The organism is Chryseobacterium mucoviscidosis, assembly GCF_002177115.1.
In the GTDB taxonomy this organism is placed as follows: Bacteria; Bacteroidota; Bacteroidia; order Flavobacteriales; family Weeksellaceae; genus Chryseobacterium; species Chryseobacterium mucoviscidosis.
Genome location: NZ_MVAG01000193.1, coordinates 131742 through 154447, shown reverse-complemented (window position 1 = coordinate 154447; position 22706 = coordinate 131742). Strand labels below are relative to the sequence as shown.

At 35.9% G+C, this 22706-nt stretch carries 23 protein-coding genes; 16 read left to right on the top strand and 7 right to left on the bottom strand.

Features of this window, described 5'->3' with window-relative positions; all coding sequences use genetic code 11:
• Positions 1-101 precede the first annotated feature (101 nt).
• Both B0E34_RS20205 and B0E34_RS20200 read right to left on the bottom strand, forming a co-directional pair.
• On the bottom strand, positions 102-950 hold the full coding sequence (locus B0E34_RS20205) for a GLPGLI family protein (protein WP_087712373.1): 849 nt from the start codon (positions 948-950) through the stop codon (positions 102-104).
• Positions 951-1026: 76 nt separating this feature from the next.
• The gene (locus B0E34_RS20200) at positions 1027-1299 is read right to left on the bottom strand and encodes a hypothetical protein (protein ID WP_087712372.1); all 273 of its coding nucleotides are present in this window, start codon (positions 1297-1299) and stop codon (positions 1027-1029) included.
• Positions 1300-1781: 482 nt separating this feature from the next.
• On the opposite strand from B0E34_RS20200, the gene B0E34_RS21480 reads away from it, so the two are divergent.
• On the top strand, positions 1782-1952 hold the full coding sequence (locus tag B0E34_RS21480) for a hypothetical protein (protein ID WP_165763036.1): 171 nt from the start codon (positions 1782-1784) through the stop codon (positions 1950-1952).
• 208 nt (positions 1953-2160) lie between these two features.
• Here the strand turns inward: B0E34_RS21480 and B0E34_RS20195 are convergent, their stop codons facing one another.
• Both B0E34_RS20195 and B0E34_RS20190 read right to left on the bottom strand, forming a co-directional pair.
• Positions 2161-3585, bottom strand: a complete 1425-nt coding sequence (locus B0E34_RS20195) for a hypothetical protein (protein ID WP_087712371.1) — start codon at positions 3583-3585, stop codon at positions 2161-2163.
• Positions 3586-3595: 10 nt separating this feature from the next.
• Positions 3596-4780 carry a hypothetical protein gene (locus tag B0E34_RS20190; protein WP_087712370.1) on the bottom strand — a complete coding sequence of 395 codons (1185 nt, stop codon included), beginning with the start codon at positions 4778-4780 and terminating at the stop codon, positions 3596-3598.
• Positions 4781-4979: 199 nt separating this feature from the next.
• Between B0E34_RS20190 and B0E34_RS20185 the strand changes: the two genes are divergently transcribed.
• From B0E34_RS20185 to proC, 4 genes are all read left to right on the top strand, one after another.
• Positions 4980-6185 (top strand): pyridoxal phosphate-dependent aminotransferase, encoded by a 1206-nt coding sequence (locus B0E34_RS20185; protein WP_076390929.1) that lies wholly within the window; start codon positions 4980-4982, stop codon positions 6183-6185.
• A 16-nt stretch (positions 6186-6201) separates the two neighbouring features.
• Positions 6202-6681, top strand: coding sequence for a hypothetical protein (locus tag B0E34_RS20180; protein WP_087712369.1), 480 nt, complete (start codon positions 6202-6204; stop codon positions 6679-6681).
• A 4-nt stretch (positions 6682-6685) separates the two neighbouring features.
• Positions 6686-7699, top strand: a complete 1014-nt coding sequence (gene murB / locus B0E34_RS20175; RefSeq protein ID WP_087712368.1) for a UDP-N-acetylmuramate dehydrogenase — start codon at positions 6686-6688, stop codon at positions 7697-7699.
• A 143-nt stretch (positions 7700-7842) separates the two neighbouring features.
• Positions 7843-8646, top strand: coding sequence for a pyrroline-5-carboxylate reductase (gene proC / locus B0E34_RS20170; RefSeq protein WP_087712367.1), 804 nt, complete (start codon positions 7843-7845; stop codon positions 8644-8646).
• Between the two features lie 399 nt (positions 8647-9045).
• Here the strand turns inward: proC and B0E34_RS20165 are convergent, their stop codons facing one another.
• A complete protein-coding gene (locus B0E34_RS20165; protein ID WP_087712366.1) occupies positions 9046-9468 on the bottom strand; it encodes a VanZ family protein in 423 nt (140 codons plus the stop codon).
• A gap of 55 nt (positions 9469-9523) precedes the next feature.
• Between B0E34_RS20165 and lnt the strand changes: the two genes are divergently transcribed.
• From lnt to B0E34_RS20135, 6 genes are all read left to right on the top strand, one after another.
• Entirely contained in the window at positions 9524-11158 is a 1635-nt protein-coding gene (lnt, locus tag B0E34_RS20160) for an apolipoprotein N-acyltransferase (protein WP_087712365.1), read from the top strand.
• A gap of 192 nt (positions 11159-11350) precedes the next feature.
• Positions 11351-11593, top strand: a complete 243-nt coding sequence (gene rpmB, locus B0E34_RS20155; RefSeq protein ID WP_002976757.1) for a 50S ribosomal protein L28 — start codon at positions 11351-11353, stop codon at positions 11591-11593.
• Between the two features lie 3 nt (positions 11594-11596).
• Positions 11597-11779, top strand: a complete 183-nt coding sequence (gene rpmG / locus B0E34_RS20150) for a 50S ribosomal protein L33 (protein WP_027379950.1) — start codon at positions 11597-11599, stop codon at positions 11777-11779.
• A 20-nt stretch (positions 11780-11799) separates the two neighbouring features.
• Positions 11800-11949: a DUF4295 family protein gene (locus B0E34_RS20145; RefSeq protein WP_087712364.1), complete on the top strand. Its 150-nt coding sequence runs from the start codon at positions 11800-11802 to the stop codon at positions 11947-11949.
• Between the two features lie 196 nt (positions 11950-12145).
• A complete protein-coding gene (gene ftsY / locus B0E34_RS20140) occupies positions 12146-13099 on the top strand; it encodes a signal recognition particle-docking protein FtsY (protein ID WP_087712363.1) in 954 nt (317 codons plus the stop codon).
• A 70-nt stretch (positions 13100-13169) separates the two neighbouring features.
• Positions 13170-13430 carry a GlsB/YeaQ/YmgE family stress response membrane protein gene (locus tag B0E34_RS20135; protein WP_087712362.1) on the top strand — a complete coding sequence of 87 codons (261 nt, stop codon included), beginning with the start codon at positions 13170-13172 and terminating at the stop codon, positions 13428-13430.
• 78 nt (positions 13431-13508) lie between these two features.
• Here the strand turns inward: B0E34_RS20135 and sppA are convergent, their stop codons facing one another.
• Entirely contained in the window at positions 13509-15266 is a 1758-nt protein-coding gene (sppA, locus tag B0E34_RS20130) for a signal peptide peptidase SppA (RefSeq protein WP_087712361.1), read from the bottom strand.
• Between the two features lie 19 nt (positions 15267-15285).
• Here sppA and folK point away from each other — a divergent pair, with 19 nt between their 5' ends.
• From folK to fmt, 5 genes are all read left to right on the top strand, one after another.
• Complete coding sequence (folK, locus tag B0E34_RS20125) at positions 15286-15705, top strand: 2-amino-4-hydroxy-6-hydroxymethyldihydropteridine diphosphokinase (RefSeq protein ID WP_087712360.1); 420 nt, start codon at positions 15286-15288, stop codon at positions 15703-15705.
• A gap of 17 nt (positions 15706-15722) precedes the next feature.
• Positions 15723-16838: an outer membrane beta-barrel protein gene (locus tag B0E34_RS20120; RefSeq protein WP_087712359.1), complete on the top strand. Its 1116-nt coding sequence runs from the start codon at positions 15723-15725 to the stop codon at positions 16836-16838.
• 41 nt (positions 16839-16879) lie between these two features.
• Positions 16880-18340: an OmpA family protein gene (locus tag B0E34_RS20115; protein WP_087712358.1), complete on the top strand. Its 1461-nt coding sequence runs from the start codon at positions 16880-16882 to the stop codon at positions 18338-18340.
• Between the two features lie 79 nt (positions 18341-18419).
• Positions 18420-20321, top strand: a complete 1902-nt coding sequence (locus B0E34_RS20110; protein WP_087712357.1) for a RecQ family ATP-dependent DNA helicase — start codon at positions 18420-18422, stop codon at positions 20319-20321.
• Positions 20322-20466: 145 nt separating this feature from the next.
• Positions 20467-21414 carry a methionyl-tRNA formyltransferase gene (gene fmt / locus B0E34_RS20105; protein ID WP_087712356.1) on the top strand — a complete coding sequence of 316 codons (948 nt, stop codon included), beginning with the start codon at positions 20467-20469 and terminating at the stop codon, positions 21412-21414.
• 112 nt (positions 21415-21526) lie between these two features.
• Here fmt and ribB read toward each other — a convergent pair whose 3' ends face one another.
• Positions 21527-22648 (bottom strand): 3,4-dihydroxy-2-butanone-4-phosphate synthase, encoded by a 1122-nt coding sequence (gene ribB / locus B0E34_RS20100; RefSeq protein ID WP_087712355.1) that lies wholly within the window; start codon positions 22646-22648, stop codon positions 21527-21529.
• Positions 22649-22706: the final 58 nt, after the last annotated feature.

Below are 22706 nucleotides of genomic sequence, written 5' to 3'. Positions count from 1 at the left end.
TGATGCTTAATTGAACACAAAGCTGAAGAACGATTTTTAACTGAATAAAGGCTATCATTTTGAATAATAGTATAATAAGACAGGATTCCTGTTTTATTATACTAATTTAATTCTATAGGGTTATCTCCCTTTTTCCTTAACTGCATTTCTTTCTGTCTTTCCATGATGATTTTTCTTTGTTCCGGAGTAACACTTGTTCCAAGACTTTCTAATATTCCTAATGAGTTTTCTCTGAAATTTTGTAAAGTTTTTTCTAATTCAGTTTTAGTTGTTTCCGTTGAATTAGTATATCTATTTTCATATATATTTACTAATCTTCCTTTCAACTTAGAGTTAGATACGGATTTTACAAGTTCAAAATCATAATCTCCTTTATTATCAGTTATTTTTATGATTAATCCCGGCAATCCACTGAATTTATACGGACCATAAGGCAATGGAATTTCTGCAGAATACCACGCAGTCCAATTTCTGCCTTTATATGAAACCTCTGCTTTTTTGCAATTAATTGTATTTATTATTTTTGTTTCATCAATAAGTTTCCAATCTTTTATTGCCGATTCTTTATATGACAGTAAAGACATGGCAACTCTTTGAAAATACTGTATATTTTCATTGGTTTGTATGATCGTATAAGAAAACTTTGTTTGTGGCATTGACGTCCCTCTGAAATCAAAAACCCCTCCACCATTATTAATTGCTTTTCTTGAAACAATACCGGCTACAGAATCTCTTTTCAAAGAATTAAGACTACTAAAAAATGTACGATAATCAGCTACCTGAAGTGAGAATAGTTCTTCATCTGTCTGATTAGGATTTAACGTATTTAATTTAGCTTTCAATAAGTAAATGAACTCTCCTCGCAATGAATCTTTAGTATTCAATTGAGAATAAAATAAAATACTGTAAAATAAAACGAATAGTTGAAATAGTTTTTTATGATAAGACATTGATATTGCTTTTTATTATGAAAAATTGCACATATAAAACCATATGTGCAAATGAAGATTTGTTATTTCTTAACTATTAATAACCGTGTCCACAATAAATTGCTTCAACCATATTGGCCCAAATTTGTCCTTGTTCGTTAGTCCAGTCCTGAGTAGTGGTAGCAGCTACACCACAAGAAGTATAAGTAACAAAAGTGCTCTTGAATTTAGCCGTTTTTTTTGTCTTTTTTACCACTTTAGTACTTACTATTGTTTTTGCAGCCTTAAGATTTAATTTTTTTACAGGTGTTCCTTTAGCACTAACAAAACCCGCTACACCAAGCATAGCGACGAAAAATACTTTTTTCATAATTGTATATTTTTTAAAATTGAACAGCGAATATATGGTTATAAATCAAACAAAAGAGAAAAATTTTATTATGTTAAACCCCTGACAAAAGCCATTTTAAAACATTATTTTATTTTACGGCTAACTTTTTATGAGAAGTTTATTTAACCGCAAAAGTCGCAAAAGATGAACTAAATATTTATTTAAAGTTGATCACTATAAATGAAAAAGCTCACAATAGTTTTTAAAAATCTTTGATTTTTATTCTTTTGAGTACTTTGATTATTCTGGATTCGCTTTATCATTATCTTTTGGTACCTTTTGCGGTTAATTCCGAAATTAATTTAAAGAAGTTCCTAAAATATGCTCACTCTGGCGTTTTAGCTTCGGAGGTTTCCGAAATCATATTCCTTTTGGCGAGATGATTTCGGGAGTTCCCGATAGTATATCATCTTGGGCGGAATACCCTCGGAGAGTTCCGAAAATTTACTCCTCTTGGCGAGATGGTTTCGGCAGTTCCCGAAGGCTTCCTCCTTTCGGCGGTGGCTCTGGAAAGGCGATTGCCGGGTTTGAGAATTTTACTCTTTTTACTTTTCCACGAGAATCTGGAAAATATAATCATGTACGGACACGGATTGAATCTGCATATTTTTCAGTTTTTTAATGATGTTTAATTGAACATAAAGCTCACAAAGGATTTTTTAATTATGAAACGTTTTTAGGGTTACAAAGCCGTTATTCTTAACAAAGAATAACGGTTTTAAGAATATTCAACTTTATGTTTTGCAATGATCTCTATTGATCAAATTTGAAACTATTTTAAATAAAAAAAATCAGCCCTAAAAATTTAAGGCTGATTCTTTTAATATTATTTTGATTAAATTATTTTACAAAATTGTAAACGCTGAACATCTGGACGTCTTTCCCGTTTTTGTCCAGAAACAACAATTTATTGTTTGCAGGAACAAACTGTACTAAGTTTCCGTCTGTAAAACCATAATTCTGGAAGAAACTTCTCCCTTTATAATCGAGTGTTAGTTCTTTCGGAGCCAGAGTGCCAAAATCGAAAGATTTCATGGAGAAACCTGTATTTCCGAATGCTCCTTTCGGATAGAATGCAGAAACATAAAGATTGTCTCCGGATTCAATCACCTGAACTCTTCTTCCCGAAGGATTGCTTCCAAGCGGTACAAACTGCTTTACTTCTCCTTCTTTATTGAATTTCATTAAAACACCCACATCAAGCGTATACACTGGATCGGGAAAACGGTTCATCGCAGTCGGCATCGGTCTTGAGATCTTTTCCTGCTGAACCGCCATTAAAACTTCATCGCCTTTTACGATGGTTTTAATTACTTTCACATCGTTCATATCTTTCGCTCCCGCAAGATTGGTATTGCTGATTACGGCTTTTCCGGATTTGATGTCGTAGAACATTACTGTTCCGAATGTACTTCCGCCCATCGTAACTGCCTGATTTTTTCTTCCGAAAGTTACCAGATAATCGCTGTCGTTTTTGCTGATCGCGTATAATTTTTCAGGAATGTATTTATCATCAAAAGGCAGATCTTTATCTTCCGTGTTGGAAACCATCTCTATTTTATAAGATTCTTTCCAGCCCGCAGCTTTACGAAGCAACACAATTTTTCCAGAGTTGGTTAAGGTTAACGATTTTTCCACATAATCGCTGCTTAAAGAAATTTCTTTGTTCCAAAGCGGCGTTAATGTTCTTAAATCGAGAACCAGAGCATCATTGATGTTATCTGTTTTTTTCGTGGCATATCGGTCGTTGAAAACGGCTGCATATTTTCCGTTCTCAGAAAAAACCACGTAGGTCGTTCCCGATTTGTTGGTAGATTCAATCGTATATTTTGCGATACTTTTTGTGGTAAACGTTCCCGATTTTTTGCTGAAGACGTGCTGAAAAACCTCTTTTCTGTTTTCTTTTCCGAAATATTCTTCCGTAAATGCCACAAAACGGTCTTCATCTATCTGCTGAGAACCCAGATAATTGTGAAGAACACCGTTGGTTTTATTCGCGTAATCCTGAATATAAGTATCTACAAGACTTCCGTTCTGATCGAGTTTTCTCATCAGCAGCTTTTTGTGCGGAAATACGTTTCTCATCAATCCGTCGATATTAATCGCGCTGAACATATAAGAATTGTAATCGTCTGCCAACACCAGTTTTTCGTCGGTTTCAAGATTGGCATCGGTTGTAAATTTTGTTCCCTCCACCACTTTTACCTGCGCAAATGCGCATACAGAAGCGGTAATCATTACAGAGGCAATAATCTGTTTAATCATATTATTTTCTTTAGTTATTATAAATTTTTTCTTCTAATCTTTTTAATTCGAGGTTCGCATCGTAAGACAGTTTGATGTCTACCAAATGTTCCTGAAGTTCGTTTAAATATTTTTCCGCTTCTGTGTAATTTCCCAAAGCAAGGTTCAGCCTTATTAAATTGAAATAAAGGTACTCTCCTATTTTCTGGTTGTAAGGGGCTTTTTTATCGTTGTAATTGACTTTGGTAAGTGCTGTTTTCCACATTTCGATTCCCTTCTGCATATTTTCCATGGCAACTTTATTGGGCGCGTAATCGGATTTTGCTTGAAGCTTTTTAAGATTCGTCGTTACATAGATATATGCTTTTTCCAGATCATCGTAGTCTCCTTTATTTTTTACCGTTTCTAAAGTAACCGATGAATTAATGGTCTGATATCCGAAATGATCATTGATGATATTTCTTGTACGGTCCATTGTTCTCTGTAGATATCTTTTTTCGTGGACATTGAGGTTGATTTCATTTGTAGGTACACTTGCGATCTCGGCAAAATCTGAAAAGTACGTTTTGTCTAATTTAACCACTCCGTTCTGTTTTCCGACAATTCGCACCGGCTGATTGGCGAATGTTTTCCCCTGATTGTCCTGAAAATTCGTTCTTTCCATTTCAACAAGCACATCAAGATGATTCCCTCCTTTTGAAAATCCGGCAACATCCATCTGAGAAGCGAGAATTTTATTATCGACAATTAAAGCATCTTTAAGATCGGGCTGTCTGTACACCGGCATCGGCGGAATATTGAGGACAGGTCTTGAAGGCAGCCTTAAAATTGGCGCTCCGTTTACAGCGGCAATTTTTTCGACAGCAGATAATTTATTGTACTCAGCAGATTCAAGCTTGAATTTTTCCTGAAGCTTTTTTACTTCTGCTTCATAATCTTTCAGCCTTTCCTGATGTTCGATTTTCGCTGTTTCTACATTCGTCTGATAATTATTTACCTGATTCTGATGCTCTTCTTTAGACATCCTTAAAACATCATCTTTCGTAATATTATAAGGGGATTTTACCGTGATGGTGTAATTTCTGTTGGCAAGATCTGTTGTAAAAACAGGCTCTTTCAGCAACTGAAAACTGATGGTTTCTTTATCAATTCTCTGCCCGAAAACAGACTGAACCGAAAACAAAACAACAGGAAAAAGTAAATTTAATTTCTTCATATATCTATTTAAGTTCCGGGCAAAAGTAAAATAAATTATTAATAAAACACTTTCTGTATCTATTATTAAGGAAATATTCACTTTAAAGGGGTTCTTAAAGCAAAACATTCAACTCAATCTGTTAAAATTCTTTCTTTACAAGCTTTATTTTATTATTGAGAAATTATATCTTATTTTTGCCATACAAATTTTTTGAACAATGCCGAATATTTCAAACAGAGCACTCCACATGCCGCCATCGCCGGTAAGAAAATTGGTTCCTTTCGCCCTAAAAGCGAAGCAGAAAGGGACAAAAGTTTATCATCTTAATATCGGGCAACCGGATATTGAAACTCCGGAAACGGCACTTAATGCTTTAAAGAATATTGATTTAAAAGTATTGGAATATGCTCTTTCTGAAGGAAATATCGACTACAGAAAAGCACTTACAGAATATTATCATTCATTGGATTTCACAGATCTTACACCAGATAATTTCATTGTAACCAACGGAGGATCAGAAGCTTTAAATTTCGCCATCTCTACTTTGTGTGATGATGGTGATGAAGTAATTATTCCTGAACCTTATTATGCCAATTATAACGGATTTACAAGTACTTTCAATGTAAATGTAGTGGCAATTCCTTCTACCATCGATACTGGTTTTGCACTTCCTCCGGTTGAAGAATTTGAGAAAAAAATCACTGAAAAAACAAGAGCTATCGTTATCTGCAACCCCGGAAATCCTACCGGTTATCTTTACACCCGTGAAGAACTTCAGAAATTAGCAGAGATTGCTTTAAAATATGACATCGTTGTTATTTCAGACGAAGTATACAGAGAGTATGTTTACGATGGAAAACAGCAGGTTTCTATGCTGGCTTTTCCTGAACTGGCAGAAAACTGCATCATTATCGATTCAGAATCAAAACGTTATTCAATGTGCGGCGTAAGAATCGGATGTATGATTACCCGTTCTAAAAAAATCCACGATGCGGCAATGCTTTTTGCACAGGCAAGATTAAGTCCTGTTTTATTGGGACAGATCGCGGCAACGGCGGCTCACCAAAATGACGGAGCGTACATCAGAGCGGTAAGAGAAGAATATACACACAGAAGAAATGTTCTGGTAGATTTACTGAACGCCATTCCGGGAGTAATCTGCCCAAAACCGAAAGGCGCATTCTACTGCGTTGCGGAACTTCCGGTAGACGATACTGAAAAGTTTGCACAATGGCTTCTGGAAAGCTATTCCCACAATAACGAAACCATTATGGTGGCTCCTGCAGGAGGATTCTACAGCAATCCGGAACTGGGGAAAAAGCAGGTAAGAATTGCTTACGTTCTGAAAGAGGAAGATTTAAGAAGAAGCGCAGCAATCCTTAAAGATGCTCTTGAAAAATACAAATCAGAATTCAGTCTTTAATTTAAACTAACATAATATGTCAGCAATAAAATATCATAGTTTGAAATTGTTCTCACTATTTATTTTATTGCTGATATTTTTTTCATGTAACCGCAAAAAGGAAGAAAATTATTCCGGAAACGCCAACGAAATTATTTCAATAAGCTATTCGGATATTGGCGGGGATCTCGGAAATTACAAAATCGTAAAAATTAACAAAGATTCTGTTTTTGCAGAACAGGGAATTTCAGCAAAGAAAATCCACAAAGAATGGAAATCTGCAATAACCCCGCAAATCTGGAAAAGAGTAACGGCGTCTCTTAATGTAAAAACATTAGACAAAATCGAAAGCTCTCCCAGCAAACAGCCGGTTGACGGATTTGATGAAACTTTCCAGATCAGAACACCGAAAAAATACCACGTTTATGTAAATTCGTATTCAGATACTATTTATTATCAACAGCTTCAGAAATTAAAAGACCAGATTAACGCCCTTCTTCCAACAGAATATAACTAAAACAATGCACGAAAATTATTCACTAAAGCCATACAATACTTTCGGGGTAGATGTAAAAGCAAGATATTTCACCGAAATACTTACCGTTGAAGAACTGAAAGAAGCCATTAGTTTCTCCAATTCTCATTCGCTTACTACTTTATTTTTAGGAGGCGGAAGCAATGTTTTATTTACAAAAGATTTTGACGGATTGGTGATTAAATTAAACCTGAAAGGAATTTCTGTGCTGCCTGTAAATGAGAACGAAGTTTTGGTTACCGCAAAAGCAGGCGAAAACTGGCACGAATTCGTGATGTTCTGTCTGGATAAGAATTTTGGAGGACTGGAAAACCTTTCTTTAATTCCTGGGAACGTAGGAACTTCGCCGATGCAGAATATCGGAGCTTACGGAACGGAAATTAAAGATGTTTTTTATGACTGCAAGGTTTTAAATCTTGAAACTCTGGAAATTGAAACTTTTGATCTTGAAAAATGCAGATTCGGGTACAGAGACTCAATTTTTAAGCAGGAAGGAAAAGGAAAATATGTGATTTTAGAAGTTTCGTTCAGACTTACCTTCCGAAATCATAAGATCAAAACAGAGTACGGCGCGATACAGTCTGAACTTGAAAGTTCAGGTATTGAAAATCCTACGATTCAGGATGTTTCCAGAGCGGTTATCAATATCCGGCAAAGCAAATTACCTGATCCGAAAGAAACAGGAAATGCGGGAAGTTTCTTTAAAAATCCCTCGATTCCTTTGGCTCAGTTTGAAGCATTACAGCAGAAATTTGAAAATATTCCGGGATATCCGAACGGAAATTCTGTAAAAGTTCCTGCAGGATGGCTGATTGAACAATCCGGCTGGAAAGGAAAACAAATAGGAAATGTTGCCTCTCACAAGTTGCAGGCTCTGGTCATCGTTAACGCAACCGGAAACGCAACCGGAAAGGAAATTTTTGATTTTTCGACGGAGATTATTAATTCTGTAAAAGAAAAATTCGGGATTGAACTGGAAAGGGAGGTGAATATTATTTAAAAACATTTCCAAAAAGACCTTTCAATTTGTTATAAAAATTAATCACAAAAACTATTTAAAATCCAACCTGTTGTGATTTTCGTGATTTTAAACAATTTTACTAACTTTAGAACTAATTATCAGAATAATAAAAACACACAAATATGAAAATAGCAATTCTCGGAGCCGGAAATATGGGCTTATCCTTTTCAAAGTCTTTTTTGAAATACGAACTGATAAAGCCTGAAAACCTTCATTTAATTACAAGAAACCAGTCTAAATTTTCAAAAATTTCGGAAGAATTCCCAAAGTCTAAGATCTCTACTTTCGATGAAGTGAATGATCTGGACGCAGATTTAATTATCATCGCCGTAAAACCTCAGGATTTTCAGCACGTAGCGGAAAATTTCCGGTTTCAGTTAAAAGAAAACCAGATGGTTTTATCAATTATGGCAGGAATTAAAATCGAGAAAATTCAGAAATTATTAAATCATCCTTTGGTTGTAAGAGCCATGCCCAACTCTCCTACTCTTCTCGGAATGGGAATTACAGGCTACACTTCTGCGGAAGGAATTTCTTTCAGCCAGTTAATTAGTATTGAGAGACTATTAAATTCTACCGGAAGATCTGTTTATCTGGAAAATGAAGAATTGTTGGACAGTGTTACGGCGCTTTCGGGGAGCGGACCTGCTTATTTTTACTACATTATCGATGCGATGATAAAAGCAGGCGTAGAAATGGGAATCGAAGAAAATCTTTCCCAGCTTTTTGTAAAACAGACGATGTTGGGAGCGTATCATTTAATCAACAATTCGGATAAAAGTCTGGAAGAACTCATAAAAGATGTGGCTTCCAAAGGCGGAACCACTGAAGCTGCCCTGAAATCCTTCAATGAAAATAATTTAAAGGAAATTCTGAAGGGCGGAATTCTGAGTGCAGAAAAACGTGCGAAGGAACTGAATGGATAATCAGACTTTTTCAGAGGATAAATAAAAATCGACTTTAGTCAGAATTTATGCTACGTTTTGGCTAAAGCCGATTTTCTTTTTTTAACCTAAGTTCGGGATAAGTCTTCTTAACCGCAAGGTTAAACAAAGAGATTCAATTATCAGGAATTCAGTTTTTAAGATATACAAACACGTAAAACTTATCAAAGTAATACCATTTTTGTCTTTTTTTAAATAAACGAAGTGCCTTTGTTTAGCTTATCAACTTTTAATAATTTAAAAAAATCTTTTGTTTTTTTTGCGATAAATTAATACAATACTACAAATCAATTATTTAAACTTATTTCTTATCCGAACTGAGTTTTTTTCATCATTATAATGAACTAAAAACCCATTCCTGTTGATGTATTCTTAAATATTTCAAACTATCCCGTTTGGAAATCGTTTTTCGATAAAATTCTTCATTAAAAAGCCTAGAAATACACCAAAAGTATTCAGAATAATATCATCCACTTCAAAAATCCCCATTCTGGAAAAGTACTGAATTGCTTCCACAATGGTAATTGCCGAAATAAACGTAAAAAGGAGATTCTGTAAATCCTGAAGTCTGGGAAAAATCCAGCCGAGAAATCCGAAAGGAATAAACATCACCACATTTCCCGCAACAATGGTCACGATTTCTTTCCATGAAATACATCCTTTAATGAAATTGATGGTAGAAAATATCGGCTCTATGGTTAACAGATTATCTTCCATCTGCGTTCTGCCCATCCCGAAAAACATGAGGTACAGCAAAAACAGGGTGTAAGGAACAATAATGATTTTATAAAATTTCTTTAACATCGTTTGCAAATTTATTCATTTCAAAAACATTAAATTTGTATGTTAAATCAATTTAATGAAATACGTTTTACTTACGCTCATTTCAGCGATGCTTTTGTCCGTTTCGTGGCCTACTTACGGCGTTCCGTTTTTTATATTTTTTGCGCTTGTCCCGCTTTTGATGATGGAACACGGCGTGTCTAAATTTTCAGATTACAACAGAAAAAGCTGGGTGGTTTTCGGACTTTCCTACCTCTGTTTTGTGATTTGGAATGTGGTAACAACAGGATGGCTTTATGGTTCAAAAAATCCGGACGGAAGCCATTCTATGATGGCGGTTGTATTTCCGGTATTGGTCAATTCTTTCCTGTATTCATTGGTTTTCCAATGCTATCACTGGTACAAAAATGCACAGGGAACATATTGGGGATTAGGATTTCTGATCGCGATCTGGATGAGTTTTGAAAAGTTCCATTTGGGATGGGAATTAACGTGGCCATGGCTGAATCTGGGAAATGTTTTTTCCGATTATCCTAAACTTATCCAGTGGTACGATACTTTAGGAGCAACCGGCGGAAGTTTCTGGATCCTGCTCATTAATGTATTGATTTTCTACACTGTAAGAATCTGGGAAGCAGGGAGAAAAAGAAAAGAACTCATTAAAAACACATCCATTGTTGCCGCTTTAATCATTATTCCGATGATTATTTCTGTGGTGAAATATAATAATTTTGATGAAAAACCCATCGGAAGCGTTAATGTTCTGATGCTTCAGCCTGATCTGGATCCGTATGCAGAAAAATACACGCAGGACAGCTTAACGATTGAAAACGATCTTCTAAACCTAGCAGAAAGAAATTCCAAAACAAAAATAGACTATTACATCGCGCCCGAAACTGCGCTTCCGGGAAGAGGTTCTATTTCGGAAACCGCTTTTGAAAAGAGTGTTATTTTAAACAATCTTAAAGGGTTTTTAGCCAAACATCCGGGTTCGGTTTTTGCAACAGGAATTTCTTCGCATCGTTTTTTTACAAATGAAAACAATCTGCCAAAAGAAGCGTATCAGATTCACACAGGACTTTGGGTGGAAAGTTTCAATTCGGCGGTGCAGGTTATTCCGAATCAGAAAGTAGAAGTGTATCATAAAGGAAAGCTGGTTCCGGGTGTGGAAATTTTCCCTTATATGAATTATTTGAAGCCACTTCTGGGTGATGCAATGATTAATCTGGGAGGAACAGTTGCTTCTTTGGGAACCGATAAAGAAAGGGTTGCATTTTCAAATCCTTTCAACAAAGGAAAAATTGCCCCTATCATCTGTTATGAAAGTATTTATGGTGAATTTACGGGAGAATATGTAAAAAAAGGGGCGAACTTTTTAGCCATCATGACGAACGATTCATGGTGGGGTGTTACAGAAGGGCATAAACAGCTTCTTTCCTACGCAAAATTAAGAGCTATTGAAACCCGAAGAGAAATCGCAAGAGCTGCAAACAGCGGAATTTCCGCTCATATTAATGCGAAAGGGGAAATCATGGAAGATACTTTTTACGGCGATAAAACCGCTTTATTTTCTAAAATAAACCTTTATGACGGGATGACTTTTTATACAAGATCAGGAGATCTTCTGTCGAGATTCTCCGTTTTTGCTTTAGGATTTCTGCTGTTTTATTTTTTAATCCGCTGGTTTCAGAGAAAGACAAAAAAGGCTTAAAAATTATTATTTCGGGAATATGAAATATATCATTCCTGAAGCCAACACGTACTGAGAGTGAGATTAACATAAAATCTGAACGATTAATGTATAAGTTATTTATAAATAATTTTGTAAAACATTTGTCTATCTGAAAAATTCTTTGTTATTTTGCACACTCAAATATTATAGTACAAATAAGAACATCGAGATATGTCAAGAATTTGCCAAATAACAGGAAAGCGTGCAATGGTTGGTAACAACGTTTCTCACGCTAATAACAAAACGAAGCGTCGTTTTGAAATTAACTTATTAGAGAAGAAATTTTACCTTCCGGAGCAGGATAAGCACGTAACACTGAAAGTATCAGCTCATGGATTGAGAGTGATTAACAAGATTGGAATCGAGGAAGCTATTGAAAGAGCTACTAGAAACGGATTGATAAAAAAGAACTAAATCATGGCAAAAAAAGGAAATAGAGTTCAAGTAATCCTTGAATGTACAGAGCACAAAGAAAGCGGTATGCCAGGAATGTCTAGATACATTTCTACAAAAAATAAAAAGAACACTACAGAGAGATTGGAATTGAAAAAATACAATCCTGTTCTTAAGAAAGTTACAGTTCACAAAGAAATCAAGTAATTTATAAAATATAATTTACCATGGCAAAGAAAGTAGTAGCAACCCTACAAACCGGGTCTAAAAAAATGACCAAAGTGGTGAAAATGGTGAAGTCTCCAAAATCAGGAGCTTACGTTTTCGAAGAAAAAGTAATGAATGCAGACGAAGTTGACGGTTATTTGAAAAAATAATCTCCACTTTATTTACAATATAAAAAACTACTCATATTTTGGGTAGTTTTTTTGTTATCTTTGCTTTTAATCTAATCTGGAAGTTACAAGCTGGATGCCTGAAGTTTATTACGTATTATTGTAAAGTAAGATTGTAAACTTTAATCCTCCATCTCCCGCTTCCATCATTACAACATAAAATTCCATAATTCATAAGATGAGTTGGTTTAAGAATATTTTTAAAAAAGAAGAAAAAGAAACGTTAGATAAAGGATTGGAAAAATCCAGCCAGGGTTTCTTTGAAAAAATGACGAAAGCCGTAGTCGGCAAAAGCAAAGTAGATGATGAAGTTCTTGATGATCTTGAAGAAGTACTCATTGCATCCGACGTCGGCGCATCTACCACCATCAAAATTATAGAAAGAATAGAAGAACGTGTTGCGAGAGACAAATACGTTGGTGTAAACGAACTTGATAAAATCCTTCGTGAAGAAATCTCAGGTCTTCTGCTTGAAAATCCACACGCAGGAACAGGAAATATCGACACTTCCAAAAAGCCTTACGTCATTATGGTTGTTGGTGTAAACGGCGTAGGAAAAACAACCACCATCGGAAAACTGGCACATCAGTTTACTTCAGAAGGAAAAAAAGTGGTTTTAGGCGCGGCAGATACATTCAGAGCCGCTGCGGTGGATCAACTGGTAATCTGGAGCCAGAGAGTCGGAGTTCCTATCGTAAAGCAGGAGATGGGCTCAGATCCGGCTTCCGTTGCTTTTGATACGGTACAGAGTGCCGTTGCCCAAAATGCAGACGTGGTTATTATTGATACGGCAGGAAGACTTCACAACAAGATCAATTTAATGAATGAGCTTTCTAAAATCAAGAGAGTAATGCAGAAGGTTATTCCGGATGCGCCTCATGAGATTTTACTGGTTCTTGACGGTTCTACCGGGCAGAATGCTTTTGAACAGGCAAAACAGTTTACAGCCGCTACGGAAGTAAATGCTTTAGCGGTAACCAAACTTGACGGAACAGCGAAAGGAGGCGTTGTTATCGGAATTTCAGACCAGTTCCAGATTCCTGTAAAATATATAGGCGTTGGAGAGAAGATGCAGGATTTGCAGTTATTTAATGGTACGGAGTTTGTAGATTCTTTTTTCAAGAAAAGATGATGTAAAAAATCATGTTTTCCCAACATTATTAATGAACTAAACATAAATATTAACATTAAAAAATGCAACTATGGGATTTATAACATGGATTATTTTCGGACTGTTAGCCGGAGCACTTGCTAAAGCAATCATGCCTGGAAAACAAGGGGGCGGAATTCTTATTACTATGATTTTAGGAATCGTAGGAGCCTTTATAGGAGGTTCAATAGGGGTTTACCTTCTTCACTGGGGAGATGTAGATTCTTTCTGGAACTTCAGAAGCTGGATCTTGGCTATCGGAGGCGCTTTAATTGTTCTGTGGATTTACGGAATGCTTACGAAAAAAAGCTAAGTTTAATTAGCAATAAAAAATTAAAACGGCGGATTTGAAATTCAAATCCGCCGTTTCTTTGTACAATATATAATTTAGTTAGTTGATTTTGATCTGGTAAGGCATTTCCATTTTAACTTCAGACTGCAGCTTTCTTTCTTCTACGATCTGCTCTAAAAGTTCATAATTTGCTTTTCCGATTTTATTCTTCACCACTCTTGCAGAGATATCCTCTTCATTAAGATCTTTAAAAATCTGCTCGAAAGGCGTCATGCTTTTAGGATAAGAAGAAACTGCGTAAGACTTTAAACCAGCTTTCTGTGCAGCAAATTTCACAGCATCATTCAATGTTCCCAATTCATCTACAAGACCGATTTGTTTGGCTCTGGTTCCGCTCCAAACTCTTCCTCCTCCTACACTGTCGATCTGTTCAAAAGTCTGTTTTCTGTTCTGCGTTACAAAATGCACGAATCTTTTATAAGTACCTTCCACGCTTCTTGTAATTAAGCTTACTCCGTAAGGCGTAACTCCGTTTAAAGAAGAATAATATTGGGAATTGGCATTGGTAGAAACAATATCGGAACGGATTCCGTTTTTATTGGCAATATCTTTGAAATAAGGAATCACTCCGAAAACGCCGATAGATCCTGTAAGCGTGTTTGGTTCAGAATAAATTTTATCTGCCGCCATTGCAATGTAATATCCTCCTGAAGCGGCATAATCTCCAAAGGAAACAATTAACGGTTTTTTCTTTTTCAACTGCTGAAGTTCAAATAAAATCTCATCCGAAGCATTTGCACTTCCTCCCGGAGAATTAATTCTGAAAACAACCGCCTTTACTTTATCGTTATCCTGAAGCTCTTTAATGTATTTAATATATTTCTCGGAATGGATATCGTTATAATCGTCTCCTCCGTTAATAGAACCTGAAGCATACAAAACCGCTACTCTGTCTCCCGATTTTTCATCATCAGAATAAGAAGCAATATATTTTCCTAAAGAAATTTTATTCAGCTTATCGTCTCCTGCTAAATTTAATTTCGATTTAATTAATTGATCGTATTCTGTTTTCTGAATTAATTTGTCCGCCAGTTTATATTTTAAACTTAAATCAGGAATCATTCCGTACAAACTGTCGACCACCGTTCTGAACTGTGCCGTATCTATTTTTCTTGAAACCGCCATTCTTGAAGAAGTGTTTTTCCAGATATCATTTAAAAGTGTGCTTAATTGCTCTTTATTTTCCGGAGAAATATCATTTCTTAAAAAAGGTTCAACCGCAGATTTAAATTTTCCGTGACGGATAACTTCAATCCCGATTCCGTATTTGTCGGCAAAATCTTTATAAAAAGCGACTTCTGTTGCCAAACCTTTAAGCTCGATCATTCCGGAAGGATTAAGATAATACTGATCTGCAACCGATCCTAAATAATAAGCTGCCTGAGAAACCGTATTTCCATAAGCATAAACAAATTTCCCGCTCTTTTTAAAATCCTGAATAGCATTTCTGAGATCATCGATCTGGGTAATTCCTGCATTTAAATAATCGGCTTCAATGCTTATTCCTTTAATATTATCATCGGTTTTTGCTTTTTCGATGGCTTCAATAGCATCATAAATCAACACATTTTTTGTCTGTTCACTAATATTAAAAAGTCCTTTCTGCTCTTCTGTAGGACTGTCTATTATATTGGTTTTTAAATTAATCGTAAGGACAGAATTTTTCTTTACAACCACAGATTTCTCACTTCCCATTGCGCTGAACACCAGCATGATGATAAAAAAGAAGAAAAACACAGCACCTAAAATGACAATAGCCACTATATTTGCCAGTACATTTTTAAAAAAGCTTTTCATAAATCAATCATTTTACAATATGTCGCAACATAAAGTCGTTTTGTTACTCGGAAGTAATCTTGGAGATCAAAAAAAAAATCTTGAAACCGCTATAGAAAAACTGCAAAGCGGTGGAAATGAAATATTAAAATTGAGTGAATTTTTAATATCCGAGCCCGTAGAATTTGCCAGTTCTAATATTTTTTGTAATATTGCACTGATAATGTTTACTCGTCTTTCGCCTATTCAACTACTTGATTTTGTTAAAAGTATTGAAAAAGAAATGGGAAGAGCTAACGATTCTAAAGCTTCAGGAGGATATTCTGATAGAGTAATAGACATAGATATCGTTACCTATAATGAACTAAAATTTGTCTCAGAAAGATTGGAAATCCCTCACAAAAAGCATCTTTTTGAAAGAGAATTTTCAAAAACATTATTAAGAAATTTTATCAAATAAAACATAAAACATATTGTATGAAATTAGGTTTATTATTATTGGCTACGTTGCCTATTGCTGCTTACGCACAAGATAGTATAGCTGTTACTTCAAATGATAAGTATCCCAATACATTTTCTTCAGGTTCTGCCAATGTTCAACCTTTCGACACAAAAGCAAAAAGATTCAACGACTGGTCTGTATCAGTAGGTGGAGGTGCTGCATTTATGGTTCACTCCGATCTGAAGTCTATTACAGATAAAAAAATCAACTGGGGCTACAATTCATATGTGAGTTTAGACAAACAGATTACCCATGTTGTAGGAATCAGTCTTATTTATCAGAGAGGAGAAACAAATCAGAGAGGACAGCTTGAAGGAGCTGCAGGTGTAGCTGCCGGAGTGGCAGAAGCCAAAACGAAATATAACCAGATTGCTTTAATGGGAGATGTTAACTTTTCTAATCTTTTAAGAAGAGTAGACAATCATTCTCCTTACAGATGGGCATTGCATGGTTATGCAGGTGTTGGTTTAATGAATTTCAATACTTCTTTATATGATAATAATGAATTCAGATGGAGCACTACTCCTGCAAGAATTCCGTTATTCATTAACCAAAAGTTAGACATCAACTCAATTTATTATCAGCTTGGTGCAGGTTTGAAATATAAAGTTTCAAAACTTATCGACATTGAAGCAAGAACAATGTATATCATCAGTGGAGACGACGAATTCGACGGTGGTGGTAACGCAGGTCCTGCAGATTATGATGTTACTTCTAAAGTATCAAAGTATAATATGCTTGATAAAAGAAGATCTGATAATGCGTGGACAGTTAACTTAGGTGTTTCTTTCAAACTAGGAAAACACAATTCTCATCTGGCTTGGCACGATCCTTTACAGGAAGCATATTACAGAACCAATGTTCTGGAAAACAAAAGCACAGAACTTGTAGTATGTGAAAAAGGTGATCTTGATAACGACGGTGTTTGCGACGATTGGGACAGACAGCTTGATACTCCTGCAGGAGCAAGAGTAGACGGAGCCGGAGTTGCTTTAGATATGGATCTGGATGGAGTAATCGATTTATACGATAAGTGTGTAACGGTTCCCGGACCGGTAGAAAATCAAGGTTGTCCTACTACAGCCAAATAATTATAACTAAATCATTTAATTAACTAAATAAAAAATACACTATGAAATTAAGTTTAGCAATTGTTGCATTAGCACTTACTGTTCCTACAGTTGCCTTTGCACAGGACTCAACTGCAGTAGTTTCAAACGGGCAATATCCAAATACGTTTTCTTCGGGCTCTGCAAATGTTTCCCCGTTTACCAATAAATCTAAAAGATTTAACGATTGGGCAATCTCTTTCGGTGCTGGTGTACCATTAGTTCAATCTGCAGACTTAACATCTATAAAAAGCGGAAACGGTAAAAACCTTTTTGGTTATTCTGCATATGTAAGTATTGATAAAGCCATTACTCACGCTTTTGGTCTTAATTTACAATACGACAGAGGAGAAACGAGACAGGGATGGTTTAATACAAAAGATTCTGCGCCTTCTGATGCTTCAGCGTATCAACGTGTAGCTGCAAGAACGCAATATGATGCAATCTCATTATTAGGAGACATTAACTTCTCAAACCTATTCAGAAGAGTGGATAACCATTCTCCTTACAGATGGGCTTTGCATGGATATGCAGGTATCGGAACTTTAGCCTACAGAGCTTATCAGAAAGATGATAAAGGGCAAAGACTGGTAACGGAAATTAAGCCGTTTCAACTTGGATCTATGTTTGCTCAGGCAGGTGCCGGTGTGAAATTTAAAGTAAACAGAAGAATCGATATCGAAGGTAGAGTAATGTATGCCGTTACCGGTGATGATGAATTTGACGGTGGAGGAGACAAATACAGCACGATCAACCAACGTGAAGAGCAGGTTTCTGATAACTTCTTCAACGCTACTTTAGGGGTTTCTTTAAAACTTGGAAAACACGAATCTCACTTAATGTGGCACGATCCACTTCAGGAGATCTACTATAAATTAGATGTTTTAGCTAACAAAAACCAGGATATCGAAGTTTGTAAAAAAGGAGATCTTGATAACGATGGTGTTTGCGACGATTGGGACAGACAGCTTGATACTCCTGCAGGTGCAAGAGTGGACGGTGCAGGTGTAGCTCTTGATACTGATCTTGACGGTGTTATTGATCTATACGATAAGTGTGTAACCGTTCCGGGACCAGTGGAAAACCAAGGTTGCCCTACAACAGCTCCTACTCCGGTTGGACCAGTTGATGAAAAAGAGACAAAATTAGATGGAATTGAATTTGATCTGAATTCAGACAGAATTTTACCTTCTAACACTCCAATTCTTAACAACGCTGTAAATTACATTAATTCTTCTAATGGATCTTACACAGTAGTTGGAGCAACAGATACAAGAGCTTCTGATGCATACAACCAAAAACTTTCTGAAAGAAGAGCGAACAACGTAAAAGATTATTTAATTAAAAACGGAGTTCAGTCTGGTAAACTTAACGCAGTAGGTAGAGGTGAAAAAGACCTTAAATATCCTGAATGCGACCCTGCTACGAAATGTCCTGAATGGAAAAACAGAGCAAACAGAAGAGTTTACTTCGAAGCTAAATAATAAAAATTTATTATTAAATATATAAAAGCCATGCATTGCGTGGCTTTTTTTGTCAGAATACTTTTATTACTTTTATCCTATGATTTCTCAGCAAGATTTTCAAAAGCTAAAATTTAAAACCCTGAAACATTTTTGGGGGTATGATGGTTTTCGCGATTCTCAGGAAGCAATTATAGATTCTGTCATTAATGAAAAAGATACTCTTGTCCTGTTGCCTACAGGAGCCGGAAAATCTCTTTGTTATCAGCTTCCCGCCTTGTTAAAGGAAGGAACCTGTCTTATAATTTCCCCTTTACTGGCATTGATGAAAGATCAGGTAAATCAATTAAAATCAAGAGGAATCGAAGCCGAATATCTGTCTTCGGAACTGGATGAATATGATGCTGAAAATATCTATGACCGATGCAAAGAAGGACTGACAAAAATGCTGTATGTCTCTCCTGAAAGAATCACCAATAAACAGTTTTTGCAGAATATTGAAGAAATCGAACTGTCTTTCATCGCGGTCGATGAAGCGCACTGTATCTCAGAATGGGGACAGGATTTCCGACCGAGTTATCAGAATATCAAAGAATTCAGAAAAAATAACCCTAAAATTCCATGTCTGGCTTTAACGGCAACTGCTACGCCAAAAGTTTTGGAGGAAATAAAATTAAAACTGGAACTAAAAAATCCGCAGGTTTTTCAGAAAAGTTTTAAAAGAGACAACATCAAAATTTTCATGGAAGAAGTTTCGGATAAATTTCAGAAAGTATATGATATTTTAAAATTCTCGAATGAAGCAGGAATTGTTTATGTGAGAACAAGAAAAGAAGCCGAACTCCTCAGTGAATTTCTGAAAAAAAATCAGCTTAAAAATGTAGATTATTTTCACGCTGGTTTATCCACAAAAGAAAAAAATACAAAACAGGAAATTTGGAACAGAAGCAATAATCATGTCTTAATTTCCACCAATGCATTCGGGATGGGAATTGATAAAGACAATGTACGCTTTGTACTTCACTACTCTCCTGCTCCTTCCATTGAAAATTATTATCAGGAAATCGGGCGTTCCGGAAGAGACGGAAAAGAAAGTTTCGCATTTCTGCTTTGGAATAAGCAGGAAATTTTAAATTTTGATCAGATTTTAAAAAACCAGATTCCCAATAAAGCTGAATTTCTAAAAATCGTTACCTACCTCTACTCTATTTTTCAGGTTGCCGAATTTGAGCTTCCGGAAAAAGTTTTTCAACTGAATATCAACGGAATTTATAATTTCACGAAACTTTCGAATGCGAAGATCAGAAATGTTCTCAATTTTCTTCACAATCAGGAAATAATTTATTTCAACGAACATAAAAGTCTTTCATCGCTTCAGTTATTGATGGAAGCCCATGAAATTGATCAGTTGCCCAGAAAAGACGCCTATTTTTTAGAACTCATGCTTCGTACGATTTCCGGGATTACTACGCATAAAGTGATGTTCAGCGAACAGCAGGTAAGCGGAAAAATCGGATCCAGTGTCGAATTAATAAAAGAACGATTAAAAGAACTTCAGCAAAAAGGCTATGTGGAATATATTGACGGTGCTTTAACAAGCGTAAAATTTCTGAAACCAAGAGATGAAAGATTAAACAGCTCTGTGTACTGGAAACTTTTTGAACATATTCAGAAAAATAAAATCCAGAAGTGGGAAGAAATGAAATTTTACATCGAAGATGATAAATACTGTAAAATGAAGCTCATTTTGAACTATTTTGGTGAAAAAAATGCTAAAAACTGCGGGCAATGTTCGGTATGTGAACGAAACAAACAGTCGATTTTCGGTAAAAACATTTCCCAGCAGATCCTCAATTTGCTGAGTAAAAGACCGGCAACGATTGAAGAACTTTCTATTCAGCTCAGCTATCATTCCAAAGAGAATATTCTGGAAAATTTAATTTTTCTGCTGGATACCGGAAAAGTAAAAATGCTGAATTTCAGAACGTATGCTTTGGCGTAAGATCTTTTCTCATCTCTTAAAAATAACGGAATTGGCATTTTAACTGAGATACTTCGTTGAGTTCAGTATGACATTTTTCTGATATCAACTCTCAATTTTAAAATCAAATCTTTCAATCCTTCATCAAAGACCTTATCTTTGCACTATGAAATCATTGAAAGTTGTATTTTTAGGAACTCCGGAATTTGCCAAAGCATCTCTGGAAGCCATTCATCATTCTCATCACGAAGTTGTGGGCGTTGTAACGGTTGCGGATAAAGCGAGCGGACGCGGACAGAAAATCAATCAGTCTCCGGTAAAAGTTTTTGCCGTAGAAAATAATCTTCCTGTTTTTCAGCCTGAAAAACTGAGAAATCCCGAATTTTTAGAGGAATTGAGAAAACTGGAAGCCGATGTTTTTGTGGTGGTCGCTTTCAGAATGATGCCGAAAGTTTTGTTTGAAATGCCAAAAATGGGAACTTTCAACCTTCATGCTTCCTTACTTCCTGATTACAGAGGAGCAGCGCCGATCAATTACGCAATTATCAACGGAGAAGAAAAATCCGGAGCTACAACCTTTTTTATCAATGAAAAAATAGATGAAGGAAATATTCTCCTTCAGGAAGAACTCCCTATTTTACCGGATGAAAATGCGGGAAGCCTTCACGACAGACTCATGGAAATGGGCTCTGAGCTTGTGGTAAGAACATTAGACGGATTGGCAGAAAATTCAATCACCGAAAAACCACAGCCGAAAGTTGAGCATCCAAAAAATGCGTTTAAAATTTTTAAAGAAGATACAAGAATCGACTGGACGAAAAATTCGAAAGAAATTCATCAGTTTATTTTGGGTATGTCTCCTTATCCTGCAGCTTTCACCACTTTAAAGATAGGCGAAGAAGAAAAAGGACTTAAAATTTTCGGTGGAAAATTTGAAATTTCAGATCATGGAAAAACAGCCGGAAGTCTGGAAATTTCTAAAAATGAATTTAAAATCTACACCCAAGACGGAGAATATTTTCCATCAGAATTACAGCTTGAAGGAAAAAAGAGAATGAACATCAAAGATTTTCTGAACGGTTTCAGAAATTTCGACGAAATAAAAATGGCTTGATTTCTCAAGCCATTTTTTATGTGAAATGTGAATTGTCGATTTGCTTCGCAAGTGAATTTAAAATGTATCAAAAAATTGACAACAAGGTTAATTCACAATTGACCATTCAAAGTTATAGTTGCACCATTTCCGTTACCTCAACGTCATATCCGCCAACCTGCGGTTTTACATTAGGATTCTGGGTGATTACTTTAAATTTATTAATTCCGAGATTTTTAAGAATCTGTGTTCCGATACCGTAATCTCTGTAATTGAACGCTAAAGTAGGATGCTGCTGTTGTCCGTCCTGATAATTCAGGAACTGCTGAAGCTTTCTTAATGTATTTTCAGAGCTTGAAACATTATTAATGAAAACAATGGCTCCTTTTCCTGCTTCGTTAACCATTGAGGTTACTTTTTCCAACTGAGGTTTTTCGCCGTTATTTAATCTCGTTAACACATCAAAATAAGAATCTGATGACTGAACTCTTACCAAAACAGGCTCATCAACCGTCCAAGAACCTTTGGTTAAAGCAAAATGGATCTGATCGTTGGAAGTTTCTCTGAAAGCGAAGAAATCGTAATCTCCGTAAGCCGTTTTTACTTTTCTTTCTTCAATTCTCTCAATAAGATTTCCTTTTTTAAGCTGATAATGAATTAGATCTTCAATGGAAACAATTTTCATATCGTGTTTCTGTGCAAAAGCATAAAGCTCCGGCAAACGCGACATAGAACCGTCTTCATTCATGATTTCACAGATTACCCCTCCTTCTTTAAGACCGGCAAGACAAGTTAAATCTATCGCAGCTTCTGTGTGTCCTGCTCTTTTCAGAACACCCCCTTTTCTTGCTCTCAATGGGAAAATATGACCGGGACGCATAAAATCTGTCGGCTTGGATTTTTCATCCATCAAAGCCAGAATGGTTTTTGCTCTGTCGCTTGCAGAAATTCCGGTAGAAGTTCCGTTTCCTAAAAGGTCTACAGACACCGTGAAAGCGGTTTCTTTCGGATCGCTGCTTCGGCTTACCATTACTTCAAGACCAAGCTCATCACATCTTTTTTCAGGAAGCGGCATACAGATAAGCCCTCTTCCGTGAAGCGCCATAAAGTTGATAATTTCCGGTGTTGTAAGCTCTGCCGCACAAAGAAAATCGCCTTCATTTTCTCTGTCTTCATCATCCACTACTATGATTATTTTACCATTTTTAAGGTCTTCTATTGCCTCTGGAATAGTATTTAACTTAATATCAGACATTTTTACTTTTTAAATTTGTGCAAAGATACTTATAAAAATATGCATCTCCCAATATTAT

Bases quoted from the DNA above. Each gene is read 5' to 3' on its own strand.
- B0E34_RS20205 (WP_087712373.1), bottom strand. From the start codon at position 950: ATGTCTTATCATAAAAAACTATTTCAACTATTCGTTTTATTTTACAGT.
- B0E34_RS20200 (WP_087712372.1), bottom strand. From the start codon at position 1,299: ATGAAAAAAGTATTTTTCGTCGCTATGCTTGGTGTAGCGGGTTTTGTT.
- B0E34_RS21480 (WP_165763036.1), top strand. From the start codon at position 1,782: ATGGTTTCGGCAGTTCCCGAAGGCTTCCTCCTTTCGGCGGTGGCTCTG.
- B0E34_RS20195 (WP_087712371.1), bottom strand. From the start codon at position 3,585: ATGATTAAACAGATTATTGCCTCTGTAATGATTACCGCTTCTGTATGC.
- B0E34_RS20190 (WP_087712370.1), bottom strand. From the start codon at position 4,780: ATGAAGAAATTAAATTTACTTTTTCCTGTTGTTTTGTTTTCGGTTCAG.
- B0E34_RS20185 (WP_076390929.1), top strand. From the start codon at position 4,980: ATGCCGAATATTTCAAACAGAGCACTCCACATGCCGCCATCGCCGGTA.
- B0E34_RS20180 (WP_087712369.1), top strand. From the start codon at position 6,202: ATGTCAGCAATAAAATATCATAGTTTGAAATTGTTCTCACTATTTATT.
- murB (WP_087712368.1), top strand. From the start codon at position 6,686: ATGCACGAAAATTATTCACTAAAGCCATACAATACTTTCGGGGTAGAT.
- proC (WP_087712367.1), top strand. From the start codon at position 7,843: ATGAAAATAGCAATTCTCGGAGCCGGAAATATGGGCTTATCCTTTTCA.
- B0E34_RS20165 (WP_087712366.1), bottom strand. From the start codon at position 9,468: ATGTTAAAGAAATTTTATAAAATCATTATTGTTCCTTACACCCTGTTT.
- lnt (WP_087712365.1), top strand. From the start codon at position 9,524: ATGAAATACGTTTTACTTACGCTCATTTCAGCGATGCTTTTGTCCGTT.
- rpmB (WP_002976757.1), top strand. From the start codon at position 11,351: ATGTCAAGAATTTGCCAAATAACAGGAAAGCGTGCAATGGTTGGTAAC.
- rpmG (WP_027379950.1), top strand. From the start codon at position 11,597: ATGGCAAAAAAAGGAAATAGAGTTCAAGTAATCCTTGAATGTACAGAG.
- B0E34_RS20145 (WP_087712364.1), top strand. From the start codon at position 11,800: ATGGCAAAGAAAGTAGTAGCAACCCTACAAACCGGGTCTAAAAAAATG.
- ftsY (WP_087712363.1), top strand. From the start codon at position 12,146: ATGAGTTGGTTTAAGAATATTTTTAAAAAAGAAGAAAAAGAAACGTTA.
- B0E34_RS20135 (WP_087712362.1), top strand. From the start codon at position 13,170: ATGGGATTTATAACATGGATTATTTTCGGACTGTTAGCCGGAGCACTT.
- sppA (WP_087712361.1), bottom strand. From the start codon at position 15,266: ATGAAAAGCTTTTTTAAAAATGTACTGGCAAATATAGTGGCTATTGTC.
- folK (WP_087712360.1), top strand. From the start codon at position 15,286: ATGTCGCAACATAAAGTCGTTTTGTTACTCGGAAGTAATCTTGGAGAT.
- B0E34_RS20120 (WP_087712359.1), top strand. From the start codon at position 15,723: ATGAAATTAGGTTTATTATTATTGGCTACGTTGCCTATTGCTGCTTAC.
- B0E34_RS20115 (WP_087712358.1), top strand. From the start codon at position 16,880: ATGAAATTAAGTTTAGCAATTGTTGCATTAGCACTTACTGTTCCTACA.
- B0E34_RS20110 (WP_087712357.1), top strand. From the start codon at position 18,420: ATGATTTCTCAGCAAGATTTTCAAAAGCTAAAATTTAAAACCCTGAAA.
- fmt (WP_087712356.1), top strand. From the start codon at position 20,467: ATGAAATCATTGAAAGTTGTATTTTTAGGAACTCCGGAATTTGCCAAA.
- ribB (WP_087712355.1), bottom strand. From the start codon at position 22,648: ATGTCTGATATTAAGTTAAATACTATTCCAGAGGCAATAGAAGACCTT.